18 protein-coding genes are annotated in these 23,475 nt (G+C 45.9%); 9 read left to right on the forward strand and 9 right to left on the reverse strand.

Annotation, left to right across the window (positions count from 1 at the left end; translation table 11 throughout):
• Nucleotides 1-60: 60 nt before the first annotated feature.
• Together mrcB and hrpB are read right to left on the reverse strand one after the other, a co-directional pair.
• Nucleotides 61-2,448, reverse strand: coding sequence for a penicillin-binding protein 1B (mrcB, locus tag J4N42_RS11800; RefSeq protein ID WP_252028187.1), 2,388 nt, complete (start codon nt 2,446-2,448; stop codon nt 61-63).
• Complete coding sequence (gene hrpB, locus J4N42_RS11805; RefSeq protein ID WP_286036671.1) at nt 2,445-4,952, reverse strand: ATP-dependent helicase HrpB; 2,508 nt, start codon at nt 4,950-4,952, stop codon at nt 2,445-2,447. The genes mrcB and hrpB overlap by 4 nt, the downstream gene beginning before the upstream one ends.
• A 64-nt stretch (nt 4,953-5,016) precedes the next feature.
• On the opposite strand from hrpB, the gene sfsA reads away from it, so the two are divergent.
• The 7 genes from sfsA (at nt 5,017) to panC (ending at nt 10,977) form a co-directional block, all read left to right on the forward strand.
• Nucleotides 5,017-5,733 (forward strand): DNA/RNA nuclease SfsA, encoded by a 717-nt coding sequence (sfsA, locus tag J4N42_RS11810; RefSeq protein WP_252028189.1) that lies wholly within the window; start codon nt 5,017-5,019, stop codon nt 5,731-5,733.
• Between the two features lie 135 nt (nt 5,734-5,868).
• Nucleotides 5,869-6,315 carry an RNA polymerase-binding protein DksA gene (gene dksA / locus J4N42_RS11815; protein ID WP_252028191.1) on the forward strand — a complete coding sequence of 149 codons (447 nt, stop codon included), beginning with the start codon at nt 5,869-5,871 and terminating at the stop codon, nt 6,313-6,315.
• A 121-nt stretch (nt 6,316-6,436) separates the two neighbouring features.
• The gene (gene gluQRS / locus J4N42_RS11820) at nt 6,437-7,327 is read left to right on the forward strand and encodes a tRNA glutamyl-Q(34) synthetase GluQRS (protein WP_252028193.1); all 891 of its coding nucleotides are present in this window, start codon (nt 6,437-6,439) and stop codon (nt 7,325-7,327) included.
• Nucleotides 7,328-7,415: 88 nt separating this feature from the next.
• On the forward strand, nt 7,416-8,762 hold the full coding sequence (gene pcnB, locus J4N42_RS11825; RefSeq protein ID WP_252030841.1) for a polynucleotide adenylyltransferase PcnB: 1,347 nt from the start codon (nt 7,416-7,418) through the stop codon (nt 8,760-8,762).
• Complete coding sequence (gene folK, locus J4N42_RS11830) at nt 8,762-9,247, forward strand: 2-amino-4-hydroxy-6-hydroxymethyldihydropteridine diphosphokinase (RefSeq protein WP_252028194.1); 486 nt, start codon at nt 8,762-8,764, stop codon at nt 9,245-9,247. The genes pcnB and folK overlap by 1 nt, the downstream gene beginning before the upstream one ends.
• Before the next feature lie 25 nt (nt 9,248-9,272).
• A complete protein-coding gene (panB, locus tag J4N42_RS11835; RefSeq protein ID WP_252028197.1) occupies nt 9,273-10,067 on the forward strand; it encodes a 3-methyl-2-oxobutanoate hydroxymethyltransferase in 795 nt (264 codons plus the stop codon).
• A gap of 10 nt (nt 10,068-10,077) precedes the next feature.
• On the forward strand, nt 10,078-10,977 hold the full coding sequence (gene panC / locus J4N42_RS11840; RefSeq protein WP_252028199.1) for a pantoate--beta-alanine ligase: 900 nt from the start codon (nt 10,078-10,080) through the stop codon (nt 10,975-10,977).
• 89 nt (nt 10,978-11,066) lie between these two features.
• Here panC and J4N42_RS11845 read toward each other — a convergent pair whose 3' ends face one another.
• The 3 genes from J4N42_RS11845 to J4N42_RS11855 all read right to left on the reverse strand — a co-directional run bounded on the left by J4N42_RS11845 (nt 11,067) and on the right by J4N42_RS11855 (nt 14,633).
• Entirely contained in the window at nt 11,067-11,837 is a 771-nt protein-coding gene (locus tag J4N42_RS11845; RefSeq protein ID WP_252028200.1) for an ABC transporter permease, read from the reverse strand.
• A gap of 1 nt (nt 11,838) precedes the next feature.
• Nucleotides 11,839-12,756, reverse strand: coding sequence for an ABC transporter ATP-binding protein (locus tag J4N42_RS11850; RefSeq protein ID WP_252028202.1), 918 nt, complete (start codon nt 12,754-12,756; stop codon nt 11,839-11,841).
• A gap of 206 nt (nt 12,757-12,962) precedes the next feature.
• Nucleotides 12,963-14,633: a SulP family inorganic anion transporter gene (locus J4N42_RS11855; protein WP_252028203.1), complete on the reverse strand. Its 1,671-nt coding sequence runs from the start codon at nt 14,631-14,633 to the stop codon at nt 12,963-12,965.
• Nucleotides 14,634-14,871: 238 nt separating this feature from the next.
• Between J4N42_RS11855 and can the strand changes: the two genes are divergently transcribed.
• Entirely contained in the window at nt 14,872-15,531 is a 660-nt protein-coding gene (can, locus tag J4N42_RS11860) for a carbonate dehydratase (RefSeq protein WP_252028205.1), read from the forward strand.
• 70 nt (nt 15,532-15,601) lie between these two features.
• On the opposite strand, the gene hpt is transcribed toward can, so the two are convergent.
• Entirely contained in the window at nt 15,602-16,132 is a 531-nt protein-coding gene (gene hpt / locus J4N42_RS11865) for a hypoxanthine phosphoribosyltransferase (RefSeq protein ID WP_252028207.1), read from the reverse strand.
• 313 nt (nt 16,133-16,445) lie between these two features.
• On the opposite strand from hpt, the gene J4N42_RS11870 reads away from it, so the two are divergent.
• Nucleotides 16,446-17,063 (forward strand): LuxR/HapR/OpaR family quorum-sensing transcriptional regulator, encoded by a 618-nt coding sequence (locus J4N42_RS11870; RefSeq protein WP_252028208.1) that lies wholly within the window; start codon nt 16,446-16,448, stop codon nt 17,061-17,063.
• 127 nt (nt 17,064-17,190) lie between these two features.
• On the opposite strand, the gene lpdA is transcribed toward J4N42_RS11870, so the two are convergent.
• The 3 genes from lpdA to aceE all read right to left on the reverse strand — a co-directional run bounded on the left by lpdA (nt 17,191) and on the right by aceE (nt 23,464).
• Nucleotides 17,191-18,621: a dihydrolipoyl dehydrogenase gene (gene lpdA, locus J4N42_RS11875; RefSeq protein ID WP_252028210.1), complete on the reverse strand. Its 1,431-nt coding sequence runs from the start codon at nt 18,619-18,621 to the stop codon at nt 17,191-17,193.
• Between the two features lie 259 nt (nt 18,622-18,880).
• Nucleotides 18,881-20,770, reverse strand: coding sequence for a pyruvate dehydrogenase complex dihydrolipoyllysine-residue acetyltransferase (aceF, locus tag J4N42_RS11880; RefSeq protein ID WP_252028212.1), 1,890 nt, complete (start codon nt 20,768-20,770; stop codon nt 18,881-18,883).
• Between the two features lie 30 nt (nt 20,771-20,800).
• Nucleotides 20,801-23,464 (reverse strand): pyruvate dehydrogenase (acetyl-transferring), homodimeric type, encoded by a 2,664-nt coding sequence (aceE, locus tag J4N42_RS11885; protein WP_252028214.1) that lies wholly within the window; start codon nt 23,462-23,464, stop codon nt 20,801-20,803.
• Between the last annotated feature and the right edge of the window lie 11 nt (nt 23,465-23,475).

Below are 23,475 nucleotides of genomic sequence, written 5' to 3' on the forward strand. Positions count from 1 at the left end.
AATGTATCACGAGCAGTTATAATTCCTTTTAAAGTATCTCATTCAATATTACTGAATACTCTACCAACTGAATATCTTTTTTATCCAAGTAGCAGGTTGTTCATCACAGCTTTTCTTAAGCGCACCGCTTTTATCCCACACTGGTAGTTTAAATTTGTTTGAGCAATCTAACCTTAGATCGCCTTGCGCAGTTTTTTCAAAGCCTAGCGTCGTAATCTGACTTGGCCATGGCAGGGTAAGTCTCTCTGGGATTCGATGTTTAAGGTATTCCGCATAGACTCTCAACGCCCCACTTGAGCCGGTTAACTTGGTAGGCTTGTTGTCATCTCTGCCTAACCAAATGGTGGTCACCTCACGTCCATCGACCCCAACGAACCAACTGTCTCGTGTGTCGTTACTGGTTCCGGTTTTGCCAGCTAAAGCAGCCCAAGCAAACTGGCTATTGAGATAACGACCTGTCCCTTCTAATACACCACGCTTCATCGCGTAAGTCGTCAACCATGCTGCCTGCTGGTCAACAGATTGCGAGACTCTTGGAATAGACTCATACAGCACATTCCCTTCGATATCGAGCACTGAACGTAATGCAGACAGCTCCGCCTTTTTGCCAGAGTTGGTCAATGTTTGATACATCTGTGCCACTTGGAATGGCGTTAGAGTAAACGAACCGAGGAACATCGATGGGACTGGCCTAATTTCTGAGCCATCCACCCCTAGACGCTCAAACGTCTTAACCACACTTGGGATACCAAGCTTCATCCCCAGTTGGACAGTCGGCACATTTAAAGATTTAGCCAAAGCCATATACAAAGGCACATCACCACGGAATTTCCTGTCGTAATTTCTCGGAGACCACACATTGCCTTTACTGCCTTTTAGGCTAATCGGCTTATCTTGCAAGGTAGAAGCAAGAGTGTATTCGTCTGGCTTCTGCAATGCCGTCAAGTAAACCGCCGGTTTCGCCAATGAGCCTATCTGTCGACTCGCATTCAGAGCGCGGTTGAAGCCATCATAGCCAGTGCGCTTTCCACCAACCATCGCTCGAATCTCACCACTGTGTCTGTCTACTGCTACCGCAGCCGCTTCGAGATCTTTGCCTGCGATTTTTGCAAGGCTGGGTATTTTACGGTCGATCGCTTGTTCAAGCTTTTCTTGAGAAACCGGGTCTAATGAAGTGAATACTCTTAAGCCGGTATCAGATTGGAACACATCACCAACCTTCTCCCGGAGCTCTATTTTCAACTGCTGGAAATAGGCCGGTTGTCGACTCGCAATTTTAGGGTTGGCTTGAATATCAAGAGGCCTACTGGCCGCTTGCTCAAACTCACTTGCTGTCAACGTATGTTGCTGCATCATCAAACGCAGTACGAGATCGCGACGCTGCTTAGCGCGCTCTGGGGAGCGCACTGGATTGTAGTAAGACGGACCTTTCACCATACCGACTAGCAAAGCCAATTGATCAATACGCAGCTCTTGAATTGGCTGACCAAAATAGAGCCTAGCGGCCAAGCCAAAGCCATGAATGGCTTCGCCACCACTTTGACCCAAATAGACTTCGTTGAGATAAGCTTCCAGAATTCGGTCTTTGCTGTAACGATAATCCAAAATAATCGCGATATACGCTTCTCTCACCTTGCGCCATAAAGTGCGGTCACTGGATAAGAATAAGTTCTTCGCCAACTGCTGCGTCAGCGTGCTACCGCCCTGCACTGTGCGTCCAGCTTTGACATTCACTATCATCGCGCGTGCTATTGCTAGTGGTGACACACCATCATGCTGATAAAAGTTTCTATCTTCAGTGGCAAGCAGAGCATCAACCATCACTTCAGGGAACTGGTCACGACGCAGGAATAAACGCTGCTCATCGGTGTTTTTTTCCAGCATCCCTAGCATCTTAGGCTCAACGCGTAAGTAGCCTAAGTCGCCTTGCTGCTCTAGCGACTGAATACGCTGCAACCCACTACTGTCGAAGTGAAGCATGACGTGACGATCGGGCTCTGGTCCATCTGAAAACTCAAATGGACGGCGGATCATTTCTATCTTAGTGGAAGACGAAGAGTACTCGCCAGCATAACGAGGCTGCCTTACCTTACGATAATTAAGTACATCCAGTTCATTGCGTACTTCTTGAATAGTGATGTTATCGCCAGGCGCTAAATTTAAAATTCTTGCGTATACCACCGTTGGTAAATCAAACAATTGCCCTTCAAAGCGCTGCTTCACCACACTGTCTAAATAAATTCCAATAAACAGTAAGATGGCAATACCGGCCACACCGACTTTCCAGCCAATGCTCCAAAGTACTTTGAGCCAAGTGCGCTTTCCTGATTTAGCCGTTTTTTTCGTTCGGGTAGTTTTACGCTTGGCAGGCTTTCGCGCTGCCGTGGTTTTACGTGTTGTAGTCTTCTTGCTACTTGTTTTGCCTTCAGGCTTTTTCTTCGTTGTCATTTATCTAGCTGTCGCTTTGTTTTAGTCGTTGCTACATGGTTTGCAGGATCATCTGGCCAAACATGTTTGGGGTAACGACCTTTCATTTCTTTTTGTACTTCACGATAAGCACCCTGCCAAAATCCGGCTAAATCTTTAGTCACTTGCAGCGGCCGCTGTGCTGGAGAGAGCAACTCCACCACCAATTTAACTTTACCTAACGCAACGGCAGGGGACTCTTGTTCCCCAAACATTTCTTGCATTCTTACCGATAGCATTGGCTCAGAGCCTTGTTGATAACAGATCTTTTTTTTGCTTCCGGTAGGAACGACATGATGCGTTGGTAACCATTTGTCTATGTCTTGATTCAGAGGCCAGCCAAGCCGAGCCAACAAAGCCTGCTCTAGCGAAATATTCTTCAGTGCTTTCGCTGAATTGACGCCTTGCATATAAGGCTCAATCCAAAGCTCTAGTTCATCTAGTAAAGATTGATCATCCATAGCAGGCCACTCTTGTTCAGGAAGCCAATCAATTGCGCAACGAATCCGTTGTAAAAGCTCCTGAGACGACACGCTCCAATTTAATACTGAAAGCCCCTTACGACGAACATAGCTAAGTAAAGCTTGCGTCATTTTTTCTGGGCTCGGTTCTGGCAGCTCTTTTCGTTCAATGACTAACCGACCGATGCGCAGCTGATGTTCAGCTACCAATCGCCCTCTCGATTCATCCCAGTCTACACATTCCGTTTGTTTGAATAGTTTGGGAAGTTTGTCTTTCACATAGTGAATATCAATAGGACTTGCTAGCTGAATAAAACTCGATTGCTGCCCTGAGCGCAACAAATCAATCGTGATTAAGTAGTCGTTGCCAAACAGGGCATCTTCATCGCGTAGTTGTGCGCCATGGCCATTCGCCAATAAATACTGCCCCCCGGAGTTAGAACGCAACTGTGCAATACGATCTGGGAAAGCGAGAGCTGCGACTACCGAAATGGAATCGTCGCAGATCGACGCATTTTGAAATTTGACCGCAAGCTTGGACGACAAGTTTTTAATTCGCTGCGCAATAACCGATTGTTTACTGTGTTTACCAACATTAAAACGATGCACGCTTTGCAACAAATCACTGACTTGGCGCTCAGGTTCTTCACTTAACGCGGCAACAAGCAAAGCATTGCTCACCAAGCCTGTATCTTGTTCACTCATTTGAGCAGATATTGTCAGCATACTGGCCAGCCGCGGCTCGACACCAAGAGTATGTGCTTGCTGCCCCAGCGACGTGAGTTGATCGTTTTCATCCATCAGGCTCAACCGTTTAAGCAATTGTTTCGCTTGAGACATGGATGCTTTTGCTGGCGTATCTAACCATGACAATTCCGCAGGATCTCGAGTACCCCACTGGGCAAGCTCCATCGCAAGAGAAGACAAATCAGAATGCAGGATTTCAGCTTCTGGTACTTTGGGTTGTTGAAGCAATGAGGATTCAGAATACAGCCGTACGCAGATCCCTTCTTCCAAACGGCCAGCACGCCCCGCGCGTTGCTCAGCAGAAGATTGGGCAATTTTAACTTGCTCAAGCTTAGTCACACCGGTTTTCAGGTCAAATCGAGCGACTCGTTCGAGCCCGCTATCCACAACTATACGAATACCTTCAATCGTTAGTGAGGTTTCAGCAATGTTTGTCGCCAGCACGACTTTACGCTGCCCCGGCTCCGCGGGAGCAATGGCTTTTTGCTGCTGAGAAAAGTTCAACTGACCGTACAAAGGGCAAATTTCATACTGGTTCTTCAAGTGAGAGAGTTTTTCTTCAACTTGTTTTATTGCCGCAACTCCCGGCAAAAACGCCAGTAAAGAGCCAGGCTCATTCGCCATCAAAAATTCAATTTGATTAGCCATTGCTTGTGGCAGATATTCGTTAGGCTTCAAAGGTTGATATCTTTGCGCCACAGCAAAAGCGCGTCCATGAGATTCTATGTATTTAGCATCGGGTAACAGTGCTTGAAGGGCTTCGTTGTCCAAAGTGGCAGACATCACTACCAACTTTAACTCTTCACGCAACGCAGCTTGTATCTCTAGACTCAACGCCAATGCCGTATCAGCATGGATACTACGTTCATGAAATTCATCAAAGATCAGTAAATCAACCCCCGTTAACTCAGGATCATCTTGAATCATTCGGGTCATGATTCCCTCAGTCACAATTTCGAGCTGCGTGTTTGGACCTGCTTTGGTGTCCCCTCTCACTCGATAGCCCACACGCTCACCGACCTTTTCCCCTAATTGAGCAGCCAGATACTGTGCAATGTTTCGAGCAGCCAAACGACGTGGCTCTAGCATGATAATTTTTCCCGCGACACACTGATTTTTCACCAGTTGCAAAGGAAAATAGGTCGACTTACCCGCCCCCGGTGCCGCTTTGAGAATCACTTGGTTGGAATTTTGTACGCTAGAGAGCAATTGTGAGATAACCGACTGAATCGGTAATGCATCTTGGCTGTCTGATAAAATCGATTGCTGTGAGGTCAATTGTGACAAAGCAAAAACCTTGTGGTGTAATACTGAAAGTATTGTACATAAAAACAGTAGATAAATGCAGTTCAATCCATCTTTAGAATCCGCCAAACTAATAAAACGCTATAAACGCTTTCTTACCGATATCGAACTGGCCGACGGCTCAATCCGTACCATTCACTGTGCCAACACTGGCGCCATGACTGGTTGCGCTGAACCGGGTAACACCATTTGGTATTCCACATCCGATAATCCGAAAAGAAAGTACCCCAACAGTTGGGAGATCAGTCAGACTCAACAGGGACATAGTATCTGTGTCAACACTGCGAGAGCGAACCAGTTAGCAGTCGAAGCGATTGAAAACGGCACTATTACTGAGCTTGCAGGATATGACCAACTTCAAACTGAAGTAAAATATGGCAATGAAAATAGTCGGATTGATATCTTGCTCAATTCAGAAACTAAACCAAACTGCTATATAGAAGTGAAAAGCGTCACCTTATTGGATGAGGATAACAACGGACAGGGCTATTTTCCGGATGCCGTCACCACTCGCGGTCAAAAGCATCTTAGAGAGCTCACTGAGATGGCGAATAATGGAAGCAGAGCCGTACTTTTATTTACTGTTTTGCATACAGGGATTGAAAAAGTTTCCGCTGCACACCATATAGACGCCAAATATTCAAATTTACTGAAAATCGCACAAGAACAAGGGGTGGAAGTCCTGTGCTACAAAGCAGAACTTTCCGAATCTGAAATCAAACTCGTTTCAGCTGTTAAGTTTATCAATAACTAGCGAAAAATGATGTCACCTTCACATTGACAATAAGTTTGCAATTCAGAATTTGCCTCACTAAGTTCTTTTTGCTATAGATACCCGCCTCAAATTAACTGCTCAAGCAGTTGACTAGGTGTTAGTAGGAGATGCTGCATGCCAGAATCGAAGAAAAAAGCGCTAGGCATCCTAGCCATCGCAGGTGTTGAACCGTATCAAGAAAAAGCTGGTGAAGAATACATGTCACCAGAGCAGACGGCTCATTTTACAAAGATTTTAGAAGCTTGGCGTAACCAGCTCAGGGAAGAAGTTGATCGCACCGTTCACCATATGCAGGACGAAGCGGCAAACTTTCCAGATCCAGTAGACCGCGCTTCGCAAGAAGAAGAATTCAGCTTAGAGCTACGTAACCGTGACCGTGAGCGTCGTCTGATCAAGAAGATCGAGAAAACGCTAACAAAAATCGAAGAAGATGACTTCGGCTTTTGTGAGTCATGTGGCGTTGAGATTGGTATCCGTCGCCTAGAAGCTCGCCCAACCGCTGACCTTTGTATCGACTGTAAGACACTTGCAGAAATCAAAGAGAAACAGATGCAAGGTTAATCCGAGCGATTGTTGAGAAAGGGAGCTTATGCTCCCTTTTTGTTGTTTTTGTGCCATCCCCAATGAACACTGCTGTTATAGAGTACTCATCATTGGAAATGGTATGTGAGGTTGTTACACCATGAGTTACGTTGGCCGCTTTGCGCCGTCGCCTTCAGGTCCACTACATTTCGGCTCTTTGGTTGCCGCTCTAGGTAGCTATTTTCAAGCGAAGTCGCAACAAGGTAAGTGGTTAGTTAGAATCGAAGACCTCGATCCACCTCGTGAAATGCCCGGGGCTGCAGAGCTCATCTTACAGACACTGCGTACTTATGGCCTTCATTGGGATGATGAAGTGGTATACCAAAGTCAGCGCCACTCGCTTTATCAGCGTCAAATTGCTCAATGGCTCGAATCAGGCTTGGCTTATTACTGCCAATGTACTCGAAAGCAAATCAAACTCGCAGGTGGCTACTATCAAGGAACCTGCCGAAGTAAGCAGCTTGAGAACTCAACCGACTGCGCAGTTCGACTCAGGGTCGAGCACCCTATCGAATCGTTTCTCGATATCAAGCATGGCTCCATGACGATTCCAAGCGCTTTAGCGCATGAAGATTTTATTATAAAGCGCCGTGATGGCTTATTTGCTTACAACCTTGCGGTAGTATTGGATGACATAGACCAAAACGTGACGCAAGTGGTTCGCGGTGCAGACCTTATAGAACCAACAGGCAGACAAATCAGCTTGTATCGAGCGTTAGGGACACCAGAAGTGAGTTACCTTCACCTCCCTTTAGCAATAGACGATAACGGCAACAAACTGTCGAAACAGAACCATGCGCCGGCGATTGAGATTAGTAATCCAAAGCCTGCATTGCTCGACGCAATGGCATTCTTAGGCTTTAAACTCAATACGAGCATTAGAACGGCAGATTTAGATGAAATCATTCACTGGGGAGCTCGACATTGGCAGCTTAATCAGTTGCCACCATCGATCGAGATCACACCAAGATTCTCAAATGGCGCTACGTAGGCTATCATTAGCCGCAAATTAGGCCTGTTTGGGCGACGATAACCAAATTAAAGCAAGCTTGGCTAATGCCAAATTGCCAGATGCACACATGACTAAAGACGACTATACACCAAGCCAATACCCAGAACTCGCACTGAATATTATCACTCGTCAAGAGCACAATATTTCGCGCAAGCAAATCAGCGATAATGCGTTGAAGGTGCTATACCGACTCCATGGAGCAGGTTTTGACGCTTACCTAGTAGGCGGCGGCGTACGTGATTTGCTGTTAGAACAATCACCAAAAGATTTTGATATCGCGACAAATGCGACACCTGAGCAAATCAAGCACTTGTTTAGAAACTGCCGCCTCATTGGCCGCCGTTTCCGCCTAGCGCATATTATGTTTGGCCGCGATATTATCGAAGTCGCTACTTTCCGTGGTCACCACCAAGAGCCAAGTAAGAATGTATCAGCGCAGTCAAAAGAAGGCATGCTGCTACGAGATAACGTCTATGGCACCATCGATGAAGATGCTGAGCGCCGTGACTTCAGTATTAATGCGATGTACTACAGCATTGGCGACTACAGCATCCATGATTACGCTGGCGGCATTGAAGATTTAGAAGATAAACTGATTCGCTTAATCGGTGATCCGGAAACTCGCTACCGTGAAGACCCGGTACGGATGCTACGTGCGATCCGATTTGCAGCAAAACTCGATTTTGATATCGAAGAAGACACCGCCGATCCTATCGAGCACTTAGCGCCATTGTTGCAAGACATCCCTGCAGCACGTCTCTACGAAGAGTCACTAAAGCTCTTACAGTCTGGGTGTGGGCTTGAAACCTACCACCTAATGCGTGAATACAACTTGTTCCAGCAGCTATTCCCTGTAATCGCAGAGCACTTCACCGAAGATTACTCCTCACCAACTGAGCAGATGCTTGACTTAGTGCTGGATTCGACGGATATCCGCATCGAAGAAGGCAAACGTATTAATCCTGCTTTCATGTTCGCAGCTATGCTGTGGTACCCGTTACAAGAAAAAGCTAAGCAACTGATGGAAACACGCAAGTTGTCATACTACGACGCCATAATGGAAGCCAGTAACTATGTTCTGGATGACCAAGTGCGTACGATTGCGATTCCACGCCGTCACACAGCGACTATTCGTGAGATTTGGCAGCTGCAACTTCGTCTCCCTAGACGCAACGGTAAACGTGCATTCCGCTTAATGGAACTTAACAAGTTCCGTGCGGGCTTCGATTTCTTAGAAATGCGCGGCGAAGTTGAGGGTGAAGAAACGGCACAGCTAGCCAAATGGTGGGCGACCTTCCAAAATGCAGGCCGCAATATGCGCCAAGCTATGGTCGCTGATCTAGATGGTGGAGCGTCAAAGCCAACTCATCGCCGCCGAAAAACGTATCGCAACAAGAAGAGCAAAGCGGAATAATGATCACTGCATACATTGCGGTCGGCAGTAATCTCGCCGACCCCGTAACTCAAGCGAATAACGCGATTGAAGCGCTAAAAAGCCTACCGAGATCAGAGTTTCTACAAGCTTCCATGCTGTACAGTAGCACTCCAATGGGGCCACAAGACCAACCCGACTACATTAATGCGGTAGTGGCCATCAAAACCGAATTAGCACCACTTGAACTACTCGATAGCACTCAGACTATCGAGCAAGAGCAAGGGCGCGTCCGTAAAGATGAACGATGGGGGCCAAGAACGCTCGACCTCGATATCATCCTATACGGCAATGAGGTGATCGATTCCGAGCGCCTAACCGTTCCTCACTATGGAATGAAGGAAAGAGAGTTCGTACTCTACCCGCTCGCGGAAATCGCGCCAAATTTACAACTCCCTGATGGGACTGAGCTGCGAGAGCTACTAAAGCAAGTAGACAGAAACGGACTCAGCACTTGGCAATCATAGCCAACTCTCCTAGTAAGGAAATCCAATGAAAAAAATTACCATCAACGACCTGATTAAGTGGAAACAAGAAGGTCGTAAATTTGCCACTTCTACTGCTTACGATGCGAGCTTCGCTCAACTTTTCGAAAGCCAAAATATGCCAGTACTGCTAGTCGGTGATTCATTAGGCATGGTACTGCAAGGTCGCCCAGACACTTTGCCAGTTACGGTAGAAGAAATGGCTTACCATACACGCTGTGTACGTGCCGGTAGTCCAAACTGCTTATTGATGGCTGACATGCCATTTATGAGCTACGCGACACCTGCACAAGCCTGCGAAAATGCGGCTAAGCTTATGCAAGCAGGCGCGAACATGGTAAAAATCGAGGGTGGTGAATGGCTAGTTGATACCATCAAAATGCTGACCGAACGAGCAGTCCCTGTATGTGCTCACTTAGGCCTAACCCCTCAATCAGTAAATATTTTTGGCGGCTATAAAGTGCAAGGCCGTGATCAAGAAAAAGCAGATAAGATGGTTAAAGATGCGCTGGCATTACAAGAAGCTGGCGCTCAAATCATACTTTTAGAGTGTGTACCATCTAGCTTGGCAAAACGTATCACCGAAGTGCTAGACGTGCCGGTAATCGGTATCGGAGCAGGCAACGAGACCGATGGCCAAATCCTAGTGATGCACGATATGTTCGGCATTTCAGCGACTTATATGCCAAAATTCTCTAAAAACTTTCTGGCTGAGACTGGTGATATGCAGTCAGCGGTTGCGAAATACATTGAACAAGTTCAAGACGCAACCTTCCCAGACGAAGCTCATACGATTGCCTAGAGGGTAAGATATGCAAACTTTCGCAGATATCTCTGCGCTGCGTGAACAAATCAAGCAGCTAAAGCGTGAAGGCCGAAAAATCGCGTTTGTCCCTACAATGGGCAACCTACACGAAGGCCACCTAACGCTCGTTCGCAAGGCTCGAGAAAATGCCGATGTGGTTGTGGTTAGTATCTTCGTCAACCCTATGCAATTTGAGCGCGCAGACGATCTAAACAACTACCCGAGAACACTCGAAGACGACCTGAGCAAACTGAATGCAGAAGCGGTTGAGCTTGTTTTCACTCCAACGCCTGAAGTTATGTACCCAGACGGCCTAGATAAACAGACTTTCGTTGAAGTACCTGGTTTGTCACATATGCTGGAAGGCGCTTCTCGCCCTGGGCATTTCCGAGGTGTAGCAACTATCGTCACTAAGCTGTTTAACATTGTTCAGCCAGACGTAGCGTGCTTTGGTGAAAAAGATTTCCAGCAGTTGGCTGTCATTCGTCAGATGACCATCGATCTTGCGATGGATATTGAAATCATCGGCGTTCCGACAGTGCGCGAGATGGATGGCCTAGCAATGAGCTCTCGTAATGGCCTACTGACCATGGATGAGCGGCAGCGTGCCCCTGTATTAGCACGTACGATGCGTTGGATAAACAGTGCAATGCGTGGTGGCCGAGATGACTATGCATCCATCATTGAAGATGCAAGTGACCAGCTACGAGCCGCAGGCCTACAGCCGGATGAAATCTTTATTCGTGATGCGCGCACTCTGCAAGCTATTACCTCTGAATCTACCCAGGCGGTTATTCTAATGTCTGCGTTCTTGGGCCAAGCACGTTTGATTGATAACCAAACTGTTGAACTCGTAGTAGAAAGCAAAGAAGAAGAAAACACCGAATCTTCAGCTGAAGCTGAATAACGGGACTAGCGGATACAATAAAGGGTTGGCATATGCCAACCCTTTTCTTTTTATGCTCAGCTCAAGCTAGGGTCTATTGACCCTAAGCATTAACTTCTCAGCCCAATGCCTCGAGTTACCAAATAGTGCGCAACCGCATATAGAGCCACGACAAAGGCACCAAGCACGCTGAACGACGTCACAATCCCAACATCAGACACACCTAAAAATCCATAGCGGAACGCATTCACCATGTAGACGATTGGGTTGATTTTCGACACGCCTTGCCAAAACTCAGGCAATAAGCTGATTGAGTAGAACACACCACCAAGGTATGTCAGCGGAGTCAGCACGAAAGTAGGGATGATGGAAATATCATCAAATGTTTTTGCGTATACCGCATTGATCAATCCGCCTAACGAGAACACAACTGAGGTCATAAACACCGTAGCGATGATAATGCCCCAATGATCCACTTGAAGATCGACAAAGAACAGCGAAACAAACGTAACAATCGTTCCCACGAGCAAACCTCGTACTACGCCTCCCATGACAAAACCGAAAATGATCACATAGTTAGGTACTGGCGCGACTAAAAGCTCTTCAATATTTTTCTGGAACTTTGCACTAAAGAATGAGGAAGCCACGTTGGAGTATGAGTTGGTGATCACCGACATCATGATCAAACCAGGGACGATATATTCCATATAGCTAAAGCCGTTCATTTCACCGATTCTAGAGCCTATTAAGCTACCAAAAATGATGAAATATAGCGTCATGGTAATGGCTGGTGGTACAAGTGTTTGTACCCAAATCCGTGTAAAGCGGTTCACTTCTTTCGTCAGCAAGCTAACAAAGGCAGTCCAATATAGCTGATACATTTTACTTACCTCCTTCACGCACAATACTGACAAACAGCTCTTCTAAGCGGTTAGCCTTGTTACGCATCGACAACACTTTGATGCCTTGTTCGGTCAACTGAGTAAAGATAGCGTTCAGCCCTTGCGTTTTCTCGATCTCAATCTCTAGAGAGCCATTCACAAAGACTTGGCTATTCACTCCAGTTAACTGTGGTTCAACGCTGCCTTCTTCTAGATCGAGAATGAAGGTTTCTACATGCAACTTACCCAAAAGATCTTTCATGGTCGTGTTTTCAATCAGCTCACCTTTGTTGATGATGCCAATATTGCGACACAACATTTCTGCCTCTTCAAGGTAGTGAGTTGTCAGAATGATTGTAATGCCCTGCTCAGAGTTGATTTCTTTAAGAAACTCCCACATAGATCGGCGCAGCTCGATATCGACACCAGCGGTAGGCTCATCGAGGATCAAAAGTTGAGGTTCATGCATCAACGCTCGCGCAATCATTAATCGGCGTTTCATACCACCAGATAAGTTTCGCGCACGTTCGCTACGTTTTTCCCAAAGATCGAGTTTTGTCAGGTACTTTTGAGCTCTTTCCTTTGCCAGCGTTTTAGGTACACCGTAGTAACCAGCCTGCTGCAGCACAATCTGCTCGACCGTCTCAAACTGGTTAAAATTGAATTCTTGCGGAACTAATCCAAGGTTTTGCTTGGCGAGTTCGAGGTCGGTATCAATATCAAAACCGAACACTTTAACCTTGCCCGATGTTTTATTGACTAGCGAAGAGATCACCCCAATGGTGGTAGATTTACCCGCTCCATTTGGCCCAAGTAAAGCGTAGAAGTCGCCTTTTTTCACGCTAAGGCTAATCCCTTTTAATGCTTCGAAGCCACCCGCATAGGTCTTGCGAAGCTGTTCTATTTCTAATGCGTACATTGCTTTTAGTTACCTTCAATTCATCAGGCAGTCGTTATTTAATCAGTTTATCGTCGAATGACGATGAAGACAAACAACAGTTCGATTTTTTTGGAAATATTTAAGTATAAATGCTCAATTGAGATATGGGTTGCCGTACACCCGGTAATAAAAAAGCCGCTGAATAAATCAAGCGGCTTCAAGTGAAGTCATTAAGACATCAATGATTATACAGCCTGTACTTGGTGCTCATCAGTTTCTACGTACTTAAGCGCCGCATTTAATGCTTCATAGCGGAATGAGTAAGTATTGCCATCATCCACTAAATCCAACACATGGAATTTCTCCAATTGCTGACGAGTCTGCTCGTTCGGGCACAGTAAAAAGACTTCACAATTTGCATCTTGAGCATCTTTAATTGCATTCTCTAATGCCAAACCAACGGTAACATCGATCATTGGTACGTCAGTCAGATCTAAAATCATGACTTCATAATCCGAGATACTGCTGTGCTGACGAGAGATCGCTTTAGAGACACTGAAGATCATTGGGCCTGATAAGTAGAAAAACAAGACCTTGCCACTGGCTTGATCCAATAAACCGCGTTCGCTATCGGTAAGTGGCACATCATCTTCATCCGCATCACTAATGGCTTTGACTTGCCTTGCTTGTTCACGGCTCAAGCGTTCGATGATGATGATGTTTGAAATAAACACCCCAAGCCCCACAGCCACAATAAGGTCAACGAAGACAGTTAATAACATCACGCCATACATCACCGCCATGCCCGGGAAACTGACTTTATGAGCGCGCTGGATAAAGCTCCAGTCGAGAATGTTAAAACCGACGTAAACCGCAATACCAGCTAGTACTGCCATCGGGATCGGTTCGGTCAATCCACCCGCAACCAACACAACCAAGGCCAGCACCAGTGCACGCACGACACCCGACATCGGAGAGCGAGCTCCGACCTGAATGTTGGTTACTGTGCCCATTGTAGCGCCGGCTCCAGGAAGAGCACCGAACAAACCGGAAATCATGTTAGCTAGCCCCTGACCGCGAAGCTCTTTATCTGAATCGTGTTCTTTACGCGTCAGTGAGTCTCCAATAATAGCGGTTAGCAACGTATCAATACAACCTAATGTACCCAACACCAATGCATCAATCACCATCTCAGTAAACATCGCTGGTTCAATATGCGGCACAACAAGCGAAGGTAAGCCTGCTGGTATTTCACCAATTCGACGAATCGATTCTGTGTCAAACACTATCACCGACAGCAGTGTCACTGCGACCAAAGCAACTAACTGAGCGGGTACATACTTTCGGTATTTTTTTGGGAAGAAGAATAAGATACCCAAAGTCAGTAAGCCAAGAAACAACTCACTAAACTTCATGTTTTCGACAGTTTCAGGTAGTGCTGAAAGTGTGCCCATAACCCCACCAGCTGGAGCGGCATGGCCCAATAAAGGAGACAACTGAAGAATGATTAAAATGACACCAATTCCCGACATAAAGCCGGAAATCACGCTGTATGGCATTAAAGTAACGTACTTACCCAGCTTTAAAGTACCCAGTAGGATCTGAAACGCACCAGCCATCATCACCACAGTGAAGGTCATCGCCATCCCCGTTTCAGGGTATTTCGCCATCATGCTGGTCAATACCGCGGTCATGATAACCGTCATAGGGCCTGTTGGCTCTGAGATAAGAGTATTAGAGCCACCAAACAGCGAGGCAAACAACCCCACCATGATAGCGCCCCAAAGGCCGGCTTCTGCTCCTGCCCCCGAAGCTACACCAAACGCTAGTGCTAGAGGTAAGGAGATAATAGCGGTCGTCACACCACCAAATGCATCTCCTTTCAGATTAAAATCTGCGAAACGACTTCCAAACAAAATTCAGCTCCCTGCTGATAAAAAAACAAATCACATTACTGTATCAAATGTTAACAAAAAGGTTTATATATTCAGATTCGACCATATAGTTTTTACTTATAACTAAAAAGCAGGACTACTGCTAAATCAATGATTTTAAGTGCTATAACTCGTCAGATGAGTGCATTTAGACACACTTTTAAAGAGATTGAAATTGTAACATTGTGTATAGTGGGCGGAGTTGATGAAGGGAATTAAGATGCCGGAAATTAAACAGCTTTTTGAAAACAATTCTAAGTGGTCTGAGTCTATCAAATCAGAGCGCCCAGAGTACTTTGCCAAGCTCGAAGAAGGGCAAAACCCTGGCTTTCTTTGGATTGGATGTTCCGACAGTCGCGTGCCAGCAGAGCGCCTAACAGGCCTGTATTCTGGAGAACTGTTTGTTCACCGCAACGTCGCCAACCAAGTCATTCATACCGATCTAAACTGTTTATCAGTTGTGCAGTATGCTGTAGACGTATTGAAGGTAAAACACATTATTGTATGTGGTCACTACGGCTGTGGTGGTGTCAATGCAGCAATTGATAATCCGCAATTAGGTCTTATCAATAACTGGCTACTGCACATACGTGATCTTTACTTGAAGCACCGTAATTGGCTAGGTGAGTTACCGCGTGAGCAATGGGGTGACAAGCTTTGTGAGATTAACGTTGCTGAGCAAGTTTATAATCTAGGAAACTCGACCATCATGCAGACTGCATGGGAAAGAGGACAAGACGTCGAAATCCACGGCGTAGTTTACGGCATCGGTGATGGCAAACTACAGGACCTTGGTGTTCGTTGTTCCAGCCGAGAAACATTAGAAGTGAACTATCAAGCGGCGATGTCGAAAATACTGAGTACTCAGGTCAGCAAATAAACAAATTCACAAATAAAAAACGCCCGCTACTGCGGGCGTTTTTTATTTTTAACTGAGGATAAGCGAATGCTTATTCTTGTGGTACCACTTTACCAATGTACGGAAGGTGACGGTACTTCTGTGCGTAGTCGATACCTACACCCACAACAAACTCATCTGGGATTTCAAAACCAATCCACTTAACATCTACGTCAACTTCACGACGAGATGGCTTATCCAACAGAGTACAGATTTGTACAGATTTAGGCTCACGTAAGCTCAGAATTTCTTTGACCTTGTTCAAGGTATTACCCGTGTCGATAATGTCTTCTACAAGCAGTACATCTTTGCCTTTGATGTCGTCATCAAGATCTTTAAGAATACGTACATCACGAGAGCTTTCCATCGTATTACCGTAGCTAGAAGCAGTCATGAAATCGACTTGGTGAGTAAGCTCAATCGCACGAGCCAAATCTGCCATAAACACAAAAGATCCACGTAGTAGACCCACCATGACTAGATCTTCGCTACCTTGGTAGTGCTCTGTAATCTGTTTGCCTAGTTCTTGAACTCGTTCGTGGACTTCCTTCTCAGAAATCATCACTTCAATTGTATGCTTCATACCAATCTCGTTTAGTAGGTGACTATAGCAGTATCGGCCACTTTGGCGGTGTCTGCTACTTAGTTTCGGCGCTCATAATACCACTCCTCACAGCCTGTGTTAAACCCTCCAGACCGCTAAGGTTGTTAGTAGGTTGTTGTTTTACTATCACATTAAAACCCAACCTTATTAACACAATTGACTATAAAACAACCGACAGGCATTGACCTCTTTCATATGCACCATTACACTCATAGAGCGTCAGAAATAATAAAATAATCAACAGGGTAAAACCCAAATATAAATAAACAACTCAATTGGCAAGGAATATAAAATGGACACAATAGCTAAAAGACCGCGCACGCGCCTGTCTCCACAAAAGCGCAAACTTCAGCTAATGGAAATTTCATTAGAGGTATTTGCAAAACGAGGAATTGGCCGCGGAGGTCACGCAGACATTGCTGAAATCGCTCAAGTTTCAGTAGCAACGGTATTTAATTACTTCCCTACCCGCGAAGATTTGGTCGACGATGTCCTTAACCACGTAGTTCGTCAATTCTCGAACTTCCTATCAGACAACATCGATCTTGATCTTCACGCGAAAGAGAACCTTAGCAACATCACTAACGAAATGATCAACCTAGTGATCCAAGACTGTCACTGGCTGAAAGTTTGGTTTGAGTGGAGTGCTTCTACTCGCGATGAAGTATGGCCACTGTTTGTTTCAACTAACCGCACAAACCAATTGCTGGTCAAAAACATGTTTGTAAAAGCAATTGAACGTGGCGAAGTATGCGACGAACACGAACCAGAAGATCTGGCGACTCTGTTCCACGGCATGTGCTACTCACTGTTCGTTCAAGCTAACCGCGTTAAGAACGAAGCAGCAATGCACAAACTAATTAACAGCTACCTTGATATGCTGTGTATCTACAAGCACGAAGAGGCTTAACTTCCTGCTTTGAAAGTGAATAATCACTTCTGACGCTTTGATTATTCATTTTCACGAGATATAAAAAAACCGCTGATAAATCAGCGGTTTTTTTTATGCATTCAAAAAAGCGTTTGCTTCAGAAGAATTATTTTTTCTTCTTAACTGCTTTCTTGTTTGGAAGGTCAGTGATTGAACCTTCAAATACTTCCGCAGCTAGACCAACTGACTCATGTAGAGTTGGGTGAGCGTGGATAGTTAGCGCGATATCTTCAGCATCACAACCCATTTCGATTGCTAGACCGATTTCACCTAGTAGTTCACCACCGTTAGTACCAACGATAGCACCACCAATTACGCGGTGAGTTTCTTTGTCGAAGATAAGCTTAGTCATACCATCTGCACAGTCAGATGCGATTGCACGACCAGAAGCAGCCCATGGGAATGTTGCCACTTCGTACTTGATACCTTCTTCTTTCGCTTCTTTCTCAGTCTTACCAACCCATGCCACTTCTGGCTCAGTGTAAGCAATTGAAGGAATAACTTTAGGGTCGAAGTAGTGCTTCTTACCAGAGATAACTTCAGCCGCTACGTGACCTTCATGCACACCTTTATGCGCTAGCATTGGTTGACCAACGATATCACCGATTGCAAAGATATGAGGAACGTTAGTACGCATTTGCTTATCAACGTTGATGAAGCCGCGCTCGTCGATTTCTAGACCCGCTTTCTCACCATCGATTAGTTGACCGTTTGGTACACGACCGATAGCAACTAGAACGGCATCGTAACGCTCAGCTTCCGCTGGCGCTTTCTTGCCTTCCATTGATACGTAGATACCGTCTTCTTTCGCTTCAACTGCAGTAACTTTCGTTTCTAGCATTAGGTTGAACTTGTTCTTCACACGCTTAGTGTAAACTTTAACGATATCTTTATCCGCAGCAGGGATAACTTGGTCGAACATCTCAACCACATCTACTTTAGAACCTAGAGATTGGTAAACGGTACCCATTTCAAGACCGATGATACCACCGCCCATGATAAGTAGTTTTCCAGGAACTTCTTTCAGCTCTAGAGCATCTGTAGAATCCCAAATACGTGGGTCTTCGTGTGGGATGAATGGCAGTTTGATTGGACGAGAGCCCGCAGCAACGATTGCATTATCGAAGTTAACCGTTGTTGATTCGCCTTCACCTTCAACCAAAATAGAGTTAGGACCAGTGAACTTACCGTAGCCGTTAACTACAGTTACGTTACGCATCTTAGCCATACCGCCAAGACCGCCAGTCAGTTGGTTTACAACTTTCTCTTTCCAGATGCGGATCTTGTTGATATCAGTTTGTGGCTCACCAAAAACGACACCGTGATCAGCCATCGCTTTTGCTTCTTCAATTACTTTAGAAACGTGTAGAAGCGCTTTAGATGGGATACAGCCAACATTTAGACATACACCGCCTAAGGTGCTGTAGCGCTCGATCAGTACAGTTTCAAGACCTAAGTCTGCACAACGGAATGCAGCTGAGTAACCAGCAGGACCAGAACCAAGTACAACAACTTGGGCTTTAATTTCTTTGCTCATTGTGACCTCTTGTAGTCATTATCCCTAACAGGCTGAGTGGGTATTGATTTATTTGTTCAAGTCGATTTGTTTTAAACAGTTATTTTCAGACCGCCAACAGTTTACAGAGATGTTAATGGAGTGAAAAGTAAATCAATTTAGCCTGTGAGCTAGACAACAATTCGTTTGAGAATCTACGTTTTCTTGTCAACGTGAGACGGCGAATTGTCGGTATTCTTAGTAGTAGAGGCGGCAACTGCCGCCTCTAAATTTATGGTTCTTAAAGAACTAGACGACGAATGTCTGATAGTGCACCGTTTAGGAACGTAATGAAACGCGCACCTTCAGCACCATCGATCACACGGTGGTCGTATGAAAGAGATAGTGGAAGCTGTAGACGTGGTTCGAACTCTTTACCGTTCCACACTGGTTTCATTTCAGACTTAGACACCCCTAGGATACCAACTTCTGGAGCGTTTACGATTGGTGTAAACGCAGTACCACCGATACCACCTAGGCTAGAGATTGTGAAACAACCGCCTTGCATATCACCAGCAGTTAGCTTACCAGCACGTGCTTTCTTAGAAATAGCCATTAGCTCTTCAGATAGCTCGTAGATGCCTTTCTTGTTCACGTCTTTGAATACAGGAACAACAAGACCGTTAGGCGTATCTACTGCGATACCGATGTTCACGTATTTCTTAAGAATGATGCTTTCGCCATCTTCAGATAGAGAAGAGTTGAACGCTGGGAACGCTTCAAGTGCTTTAGCAGCAGCTTTCATGATGAACACTAGTGGAGTGATCTTCATTCCAGTGTCTTTCTTCGCTTCGATTGCATTCTGCTCTTTACGGAATGCTTCTAGCTCAGTGATATCTGCGTTATCCCACTGTGTAACGTGAGGGATCATTACCCAGTTACGGTGTAGGTTAGCACCAGAGATCTTCTTGATCTTAGAAAGCTTCTGAACTTCAGTTTCGCCGAACTTGCTGAAGTCCACTTTTGGCCAAGGTAGTAGACCAAGCGCTGCACCGTCACCTTTGCCAGATGCTGCTGCGCCAGACTCTAGACGCTTAAGTGCATCTTTAACGTAAGCTTGAACGTCTTCTTTTAGAATACGGCTCTTACGACCAGTACCTTTAACCTTAGATAGGTTAACGCCGAACTCACGAGCAAGACGACGAACAACTGGAGACGCGTGAGCGTAATCATTGTTCTCTTGGAAATCACCAGTCGTTGCTGGAGCTGCTGCCGCTGGAGCTTCAGCTTTAGGAGCTGGTGCTGCCGCAGGTGCCGCTGCTTGAGCAGGGGCTGCAACAGGAGCTGGAGCTGCGCCAGCTACTTCGAATACCATGATTAGAGAACCAGTCGTTACTTTATCGCCAGCTGCAATCTTGATCTCTTTTACTGTACCAGCAAATGGTGCAGGAACTTCCATTGAAGCTTTGTCGCCTTCAACAGTAATTAGAGATTGCTCTTCTTCAACTGTATCGCCAACCGCTACCATTACTTCAGTAACTTCAACTTCATCACCGCCGATATCTGGAACGTTTACTTCTTTGTCAGCTGATGCCGCTGGAGCAGCTGCTACTGGAGCTTCTGCTGCAACAGGTGCCGCTGGAGCGCCAGAGCCTGCAGTTTCAAATACCATGATCAGAGAGCCAGTCGTTACTTTGTCGCCAGCTGCTACTTTGATCTCTTTTAGCGTACCAGCGAATGGTGCTGGTACTTCCATTGAAGCTTTGTCGCCTTCAACCGTTAGAAGAGATTGCTCTTCTTCGATGCTGTCGCCAACTGCAACCATGATTTCAGTAACTTCTACTTCGTCGCCACCGATATCTGGAACGTGAACTTCTTTCAATTCTGCCGCTGCTGCTGGAGCAGGAGCTGCTGCTGGAGCCGCTTCTGCTGCAGGAGCAGGTGCAGCAGCTGCTGCACCCTCGGCTTCGAAAATCATGATTAGAGAACCAGTCGTAACAGAATCACCTTCCGCTACTTTGATTTCTTTAACAATACCTGCTTGAGACGCTGGAACTTCCATAGAAGCTTTGTCGCCTTCAACAGTGATCAGAGACTGTTCTTCTTCAACCTTGTCGCCAACGCTTACAAGAATTTCAGTAACTTCAACCTCATCCGCACCGATGTCAGGTACATTAATTTCGATTGCCATTGCTTATTTACCTTCTAGTTAAGCGCTGTATTAAGCGTATTGTGGGTTAGTTTTTTCAGTGTCGATGTTGAACTTAGCAATCGCTTCAACGACTACTGATTTCTCAACATCACCACGCTTCGCTAGCTCAGTAAGAGCTGCAACAACTACGTAGCCTGCATTAACTTCGAAGTGACGACGTAGGTTCTCACGGCTGTCAGAACGGCCGTAACCATCAGTACCCAGCACTTTGTAAGACTCAGAAGGCATGAACGCGCGAACTTGCTCAGAGTAGTTCTTCATGTAGTCAGTCGCTGCGATAGCTGGCTCAGTACCCATAACTTGTGCAATGTAAGGTACTTTCGCTTCACCTTCAGGGTGTAGCATGTTGTAACGCTCTGCGTCTTGACCGTCACGAGTTAGCTCGTTGAACGATGTTACAGAGAACACGTCAGATGCGATGCCATACTCTTCGCTTAGGATAGCCGCTGCTTTACGTACTTCGTTCATGATAGTACCAGAGCCCATTAGCTGAACTTTAGACTTGTCACCTGCGTAAGACTCAAGCTTGTAGATACCCTTACGGATGCCTTCTTCAGCGCCTTCTGGCATTGCTGGCATTGCGTAGTTTTCGTTCATTACAGTCAGGTAGTAGAACACGTTCTCTTGGTTCTCACCGTACATGCGACGGATACCGTCTTGCATGATTACTGCAACTTCGTAAGCGAATGTTGGGTCGTAAGAGATACAGTTAGGTACTGTATTCGCCATGATGTGCGAGTGGCCATCTTCGTGCTGTAGGCCTTCACCGTTTAGCGTTGTACGGCCTGCAGTTGCACCTAGTAGGAAACCACGAGCTTGTTGGTCACCTGCCATCCATGCCATATCACCTACACGTTGGAAACCAAACATTGAGTAGTAGATGTAGAACGGAATCATTGGCAGATCGTTTGTGCTGTATGACGTTGCAGCAGCAACCCAAGAAGCCATTGAGCCTAGCTCGTTGATACCTTCTTGTAGAACCTGACCAGACGTAGCTTCTTTGTAGTAAGAAACGATGCCTTTATCTTCTGGCGTGTACTCCTGGCCGTGCGGGTTGTAGATACCGATCTGACGGAATAGACCTTCCATACCAAACGTACGAGCTTCGTCACAGATGATAGGAACGATGTTCTTACCAATGTTCTTGTTCTTAAGCAAAATGTTAAGAGTACGAACGTAAGCCATAGTTGTAGAGATATCACGCTTCTGCTCGCTTAGTAGCGGCGCGAACTCTTCTAGCTCAGGTGTTTTGAATTCTTGAGTGAACTTAGGTAGACGCTGCGGCGTGTAACCTTTTAGTTCTTTACGACGAGCGTGTAGGTATTCGTATTCTGCAGTACCTTCTTCAAGTTTCAGGTATGGCAGTTCCGCTACTTTCTCATCAGATAGGATATCTTGAAGACCTAGACGATCACGTAGGTGTAGTACGTGAGTCATATCCATCTTCTTAACTTGGTGCGCGATGTTCTTACCTTCAGCCGCTTCACCCATGCCGTAACCTTTAACAGTCTTAGCTAGGATTACTGTTGGGCGACCTTTAGTTTCTGCCGCGTTTTTGTAAGCTGCGTATAGCTTAGAAGACTCGTGACCACCACGCTTAAGAGCGAAGATTTCGTCATCAGTCATGTCCGCAACTAGTGCAGCTGTTTCTGGGTACTTACCAAAGAAGTGCTCACGTACGTACGCGCCATCTTTAGATTTAAATGTTTGGTAGTCGCCATCTACAGTTTCATTCATTAGCTGTAGTAGTTTACCAGACGTATCTTTAGCAAGTAGTGAATCCCAGTTGCTACCCCAGATAACTTTAACAACGTTCCAACCAGCACCTTTGAATAGGCCTTCTAGTTCTTGGATGATGCTACCGTTACCCATTACAGGGCCATCTAGACGCTGTAGGTTACAGTTGATTAGGAAACATAGGTTGTCTAGTTTCTCACGCGCAGCGAAAGAAAGTGAACCACGTGATTCAGGCTCGTCCATCTCGCCGTCACCTAGGAATGCGTATACACGCTGTGCAGACGTGTCTTTCATGCCACGGCCGTCTAGGTACTTAAGGAAACGCGCTTGGTAGATCGCAGAAATTGGACCTAGACCCATAGATACAGTTGGGAACTGCCAGAACTCAGGCATCAGTTTAGGGTGCGGGTATGATGGAATACCTTTGCCGTCTACTTCTTGACGGAAGTTGTCTAGCTGCTCTTCAGTTAGACGACCTTCAACGAATGCACGAGAGTAGATGCCTGGTGAAATATGACCTTGGTAGTAAACTAGATCGCCACCATCCGTCTCATTTGGAGCGCGGAAGAAGTGGTTGAAACATACTTCGTAGAATGCAGCAGCAGACTGGTAAGAAGCCATGTGACCACCTAGGTCTAGGTCTTTCTTAGATGCACGCAATACGATCATGATTGCGTTCCAGCGAATGATTGAGCGAATACGGCGCTCTAGAGTAACGTCACCTGGGTAAGCTGGCTCTTGAGCTGCAGGAATGGTGTTGATGTAGTTAGTGTTGATACCTGTTGGCATATCAACGCCATCTAAACGAGCTTTCTCTAGAACAGTTTCTAGTAGGAACTGAGCGCGTTCTACACCTTCTTCACGTACAACTGACTCAAGGGCTTGTAGCCAATCCTGAGTTTCTAGTGCGTCTACGTCATGCTTCATATCAGACATGGCGATCTATC

This window comes from Vibrio sp. SCSIO 43135, from assembly GCF_023716665.1.
In the GTDB taxonomy this organism is placed as follows: Bacteria; Pseudomonadota; Gammaproteobacteria; order Enterobacterales; family Vibrionaceae; genus Vibrio; species Vibrio paucivorans.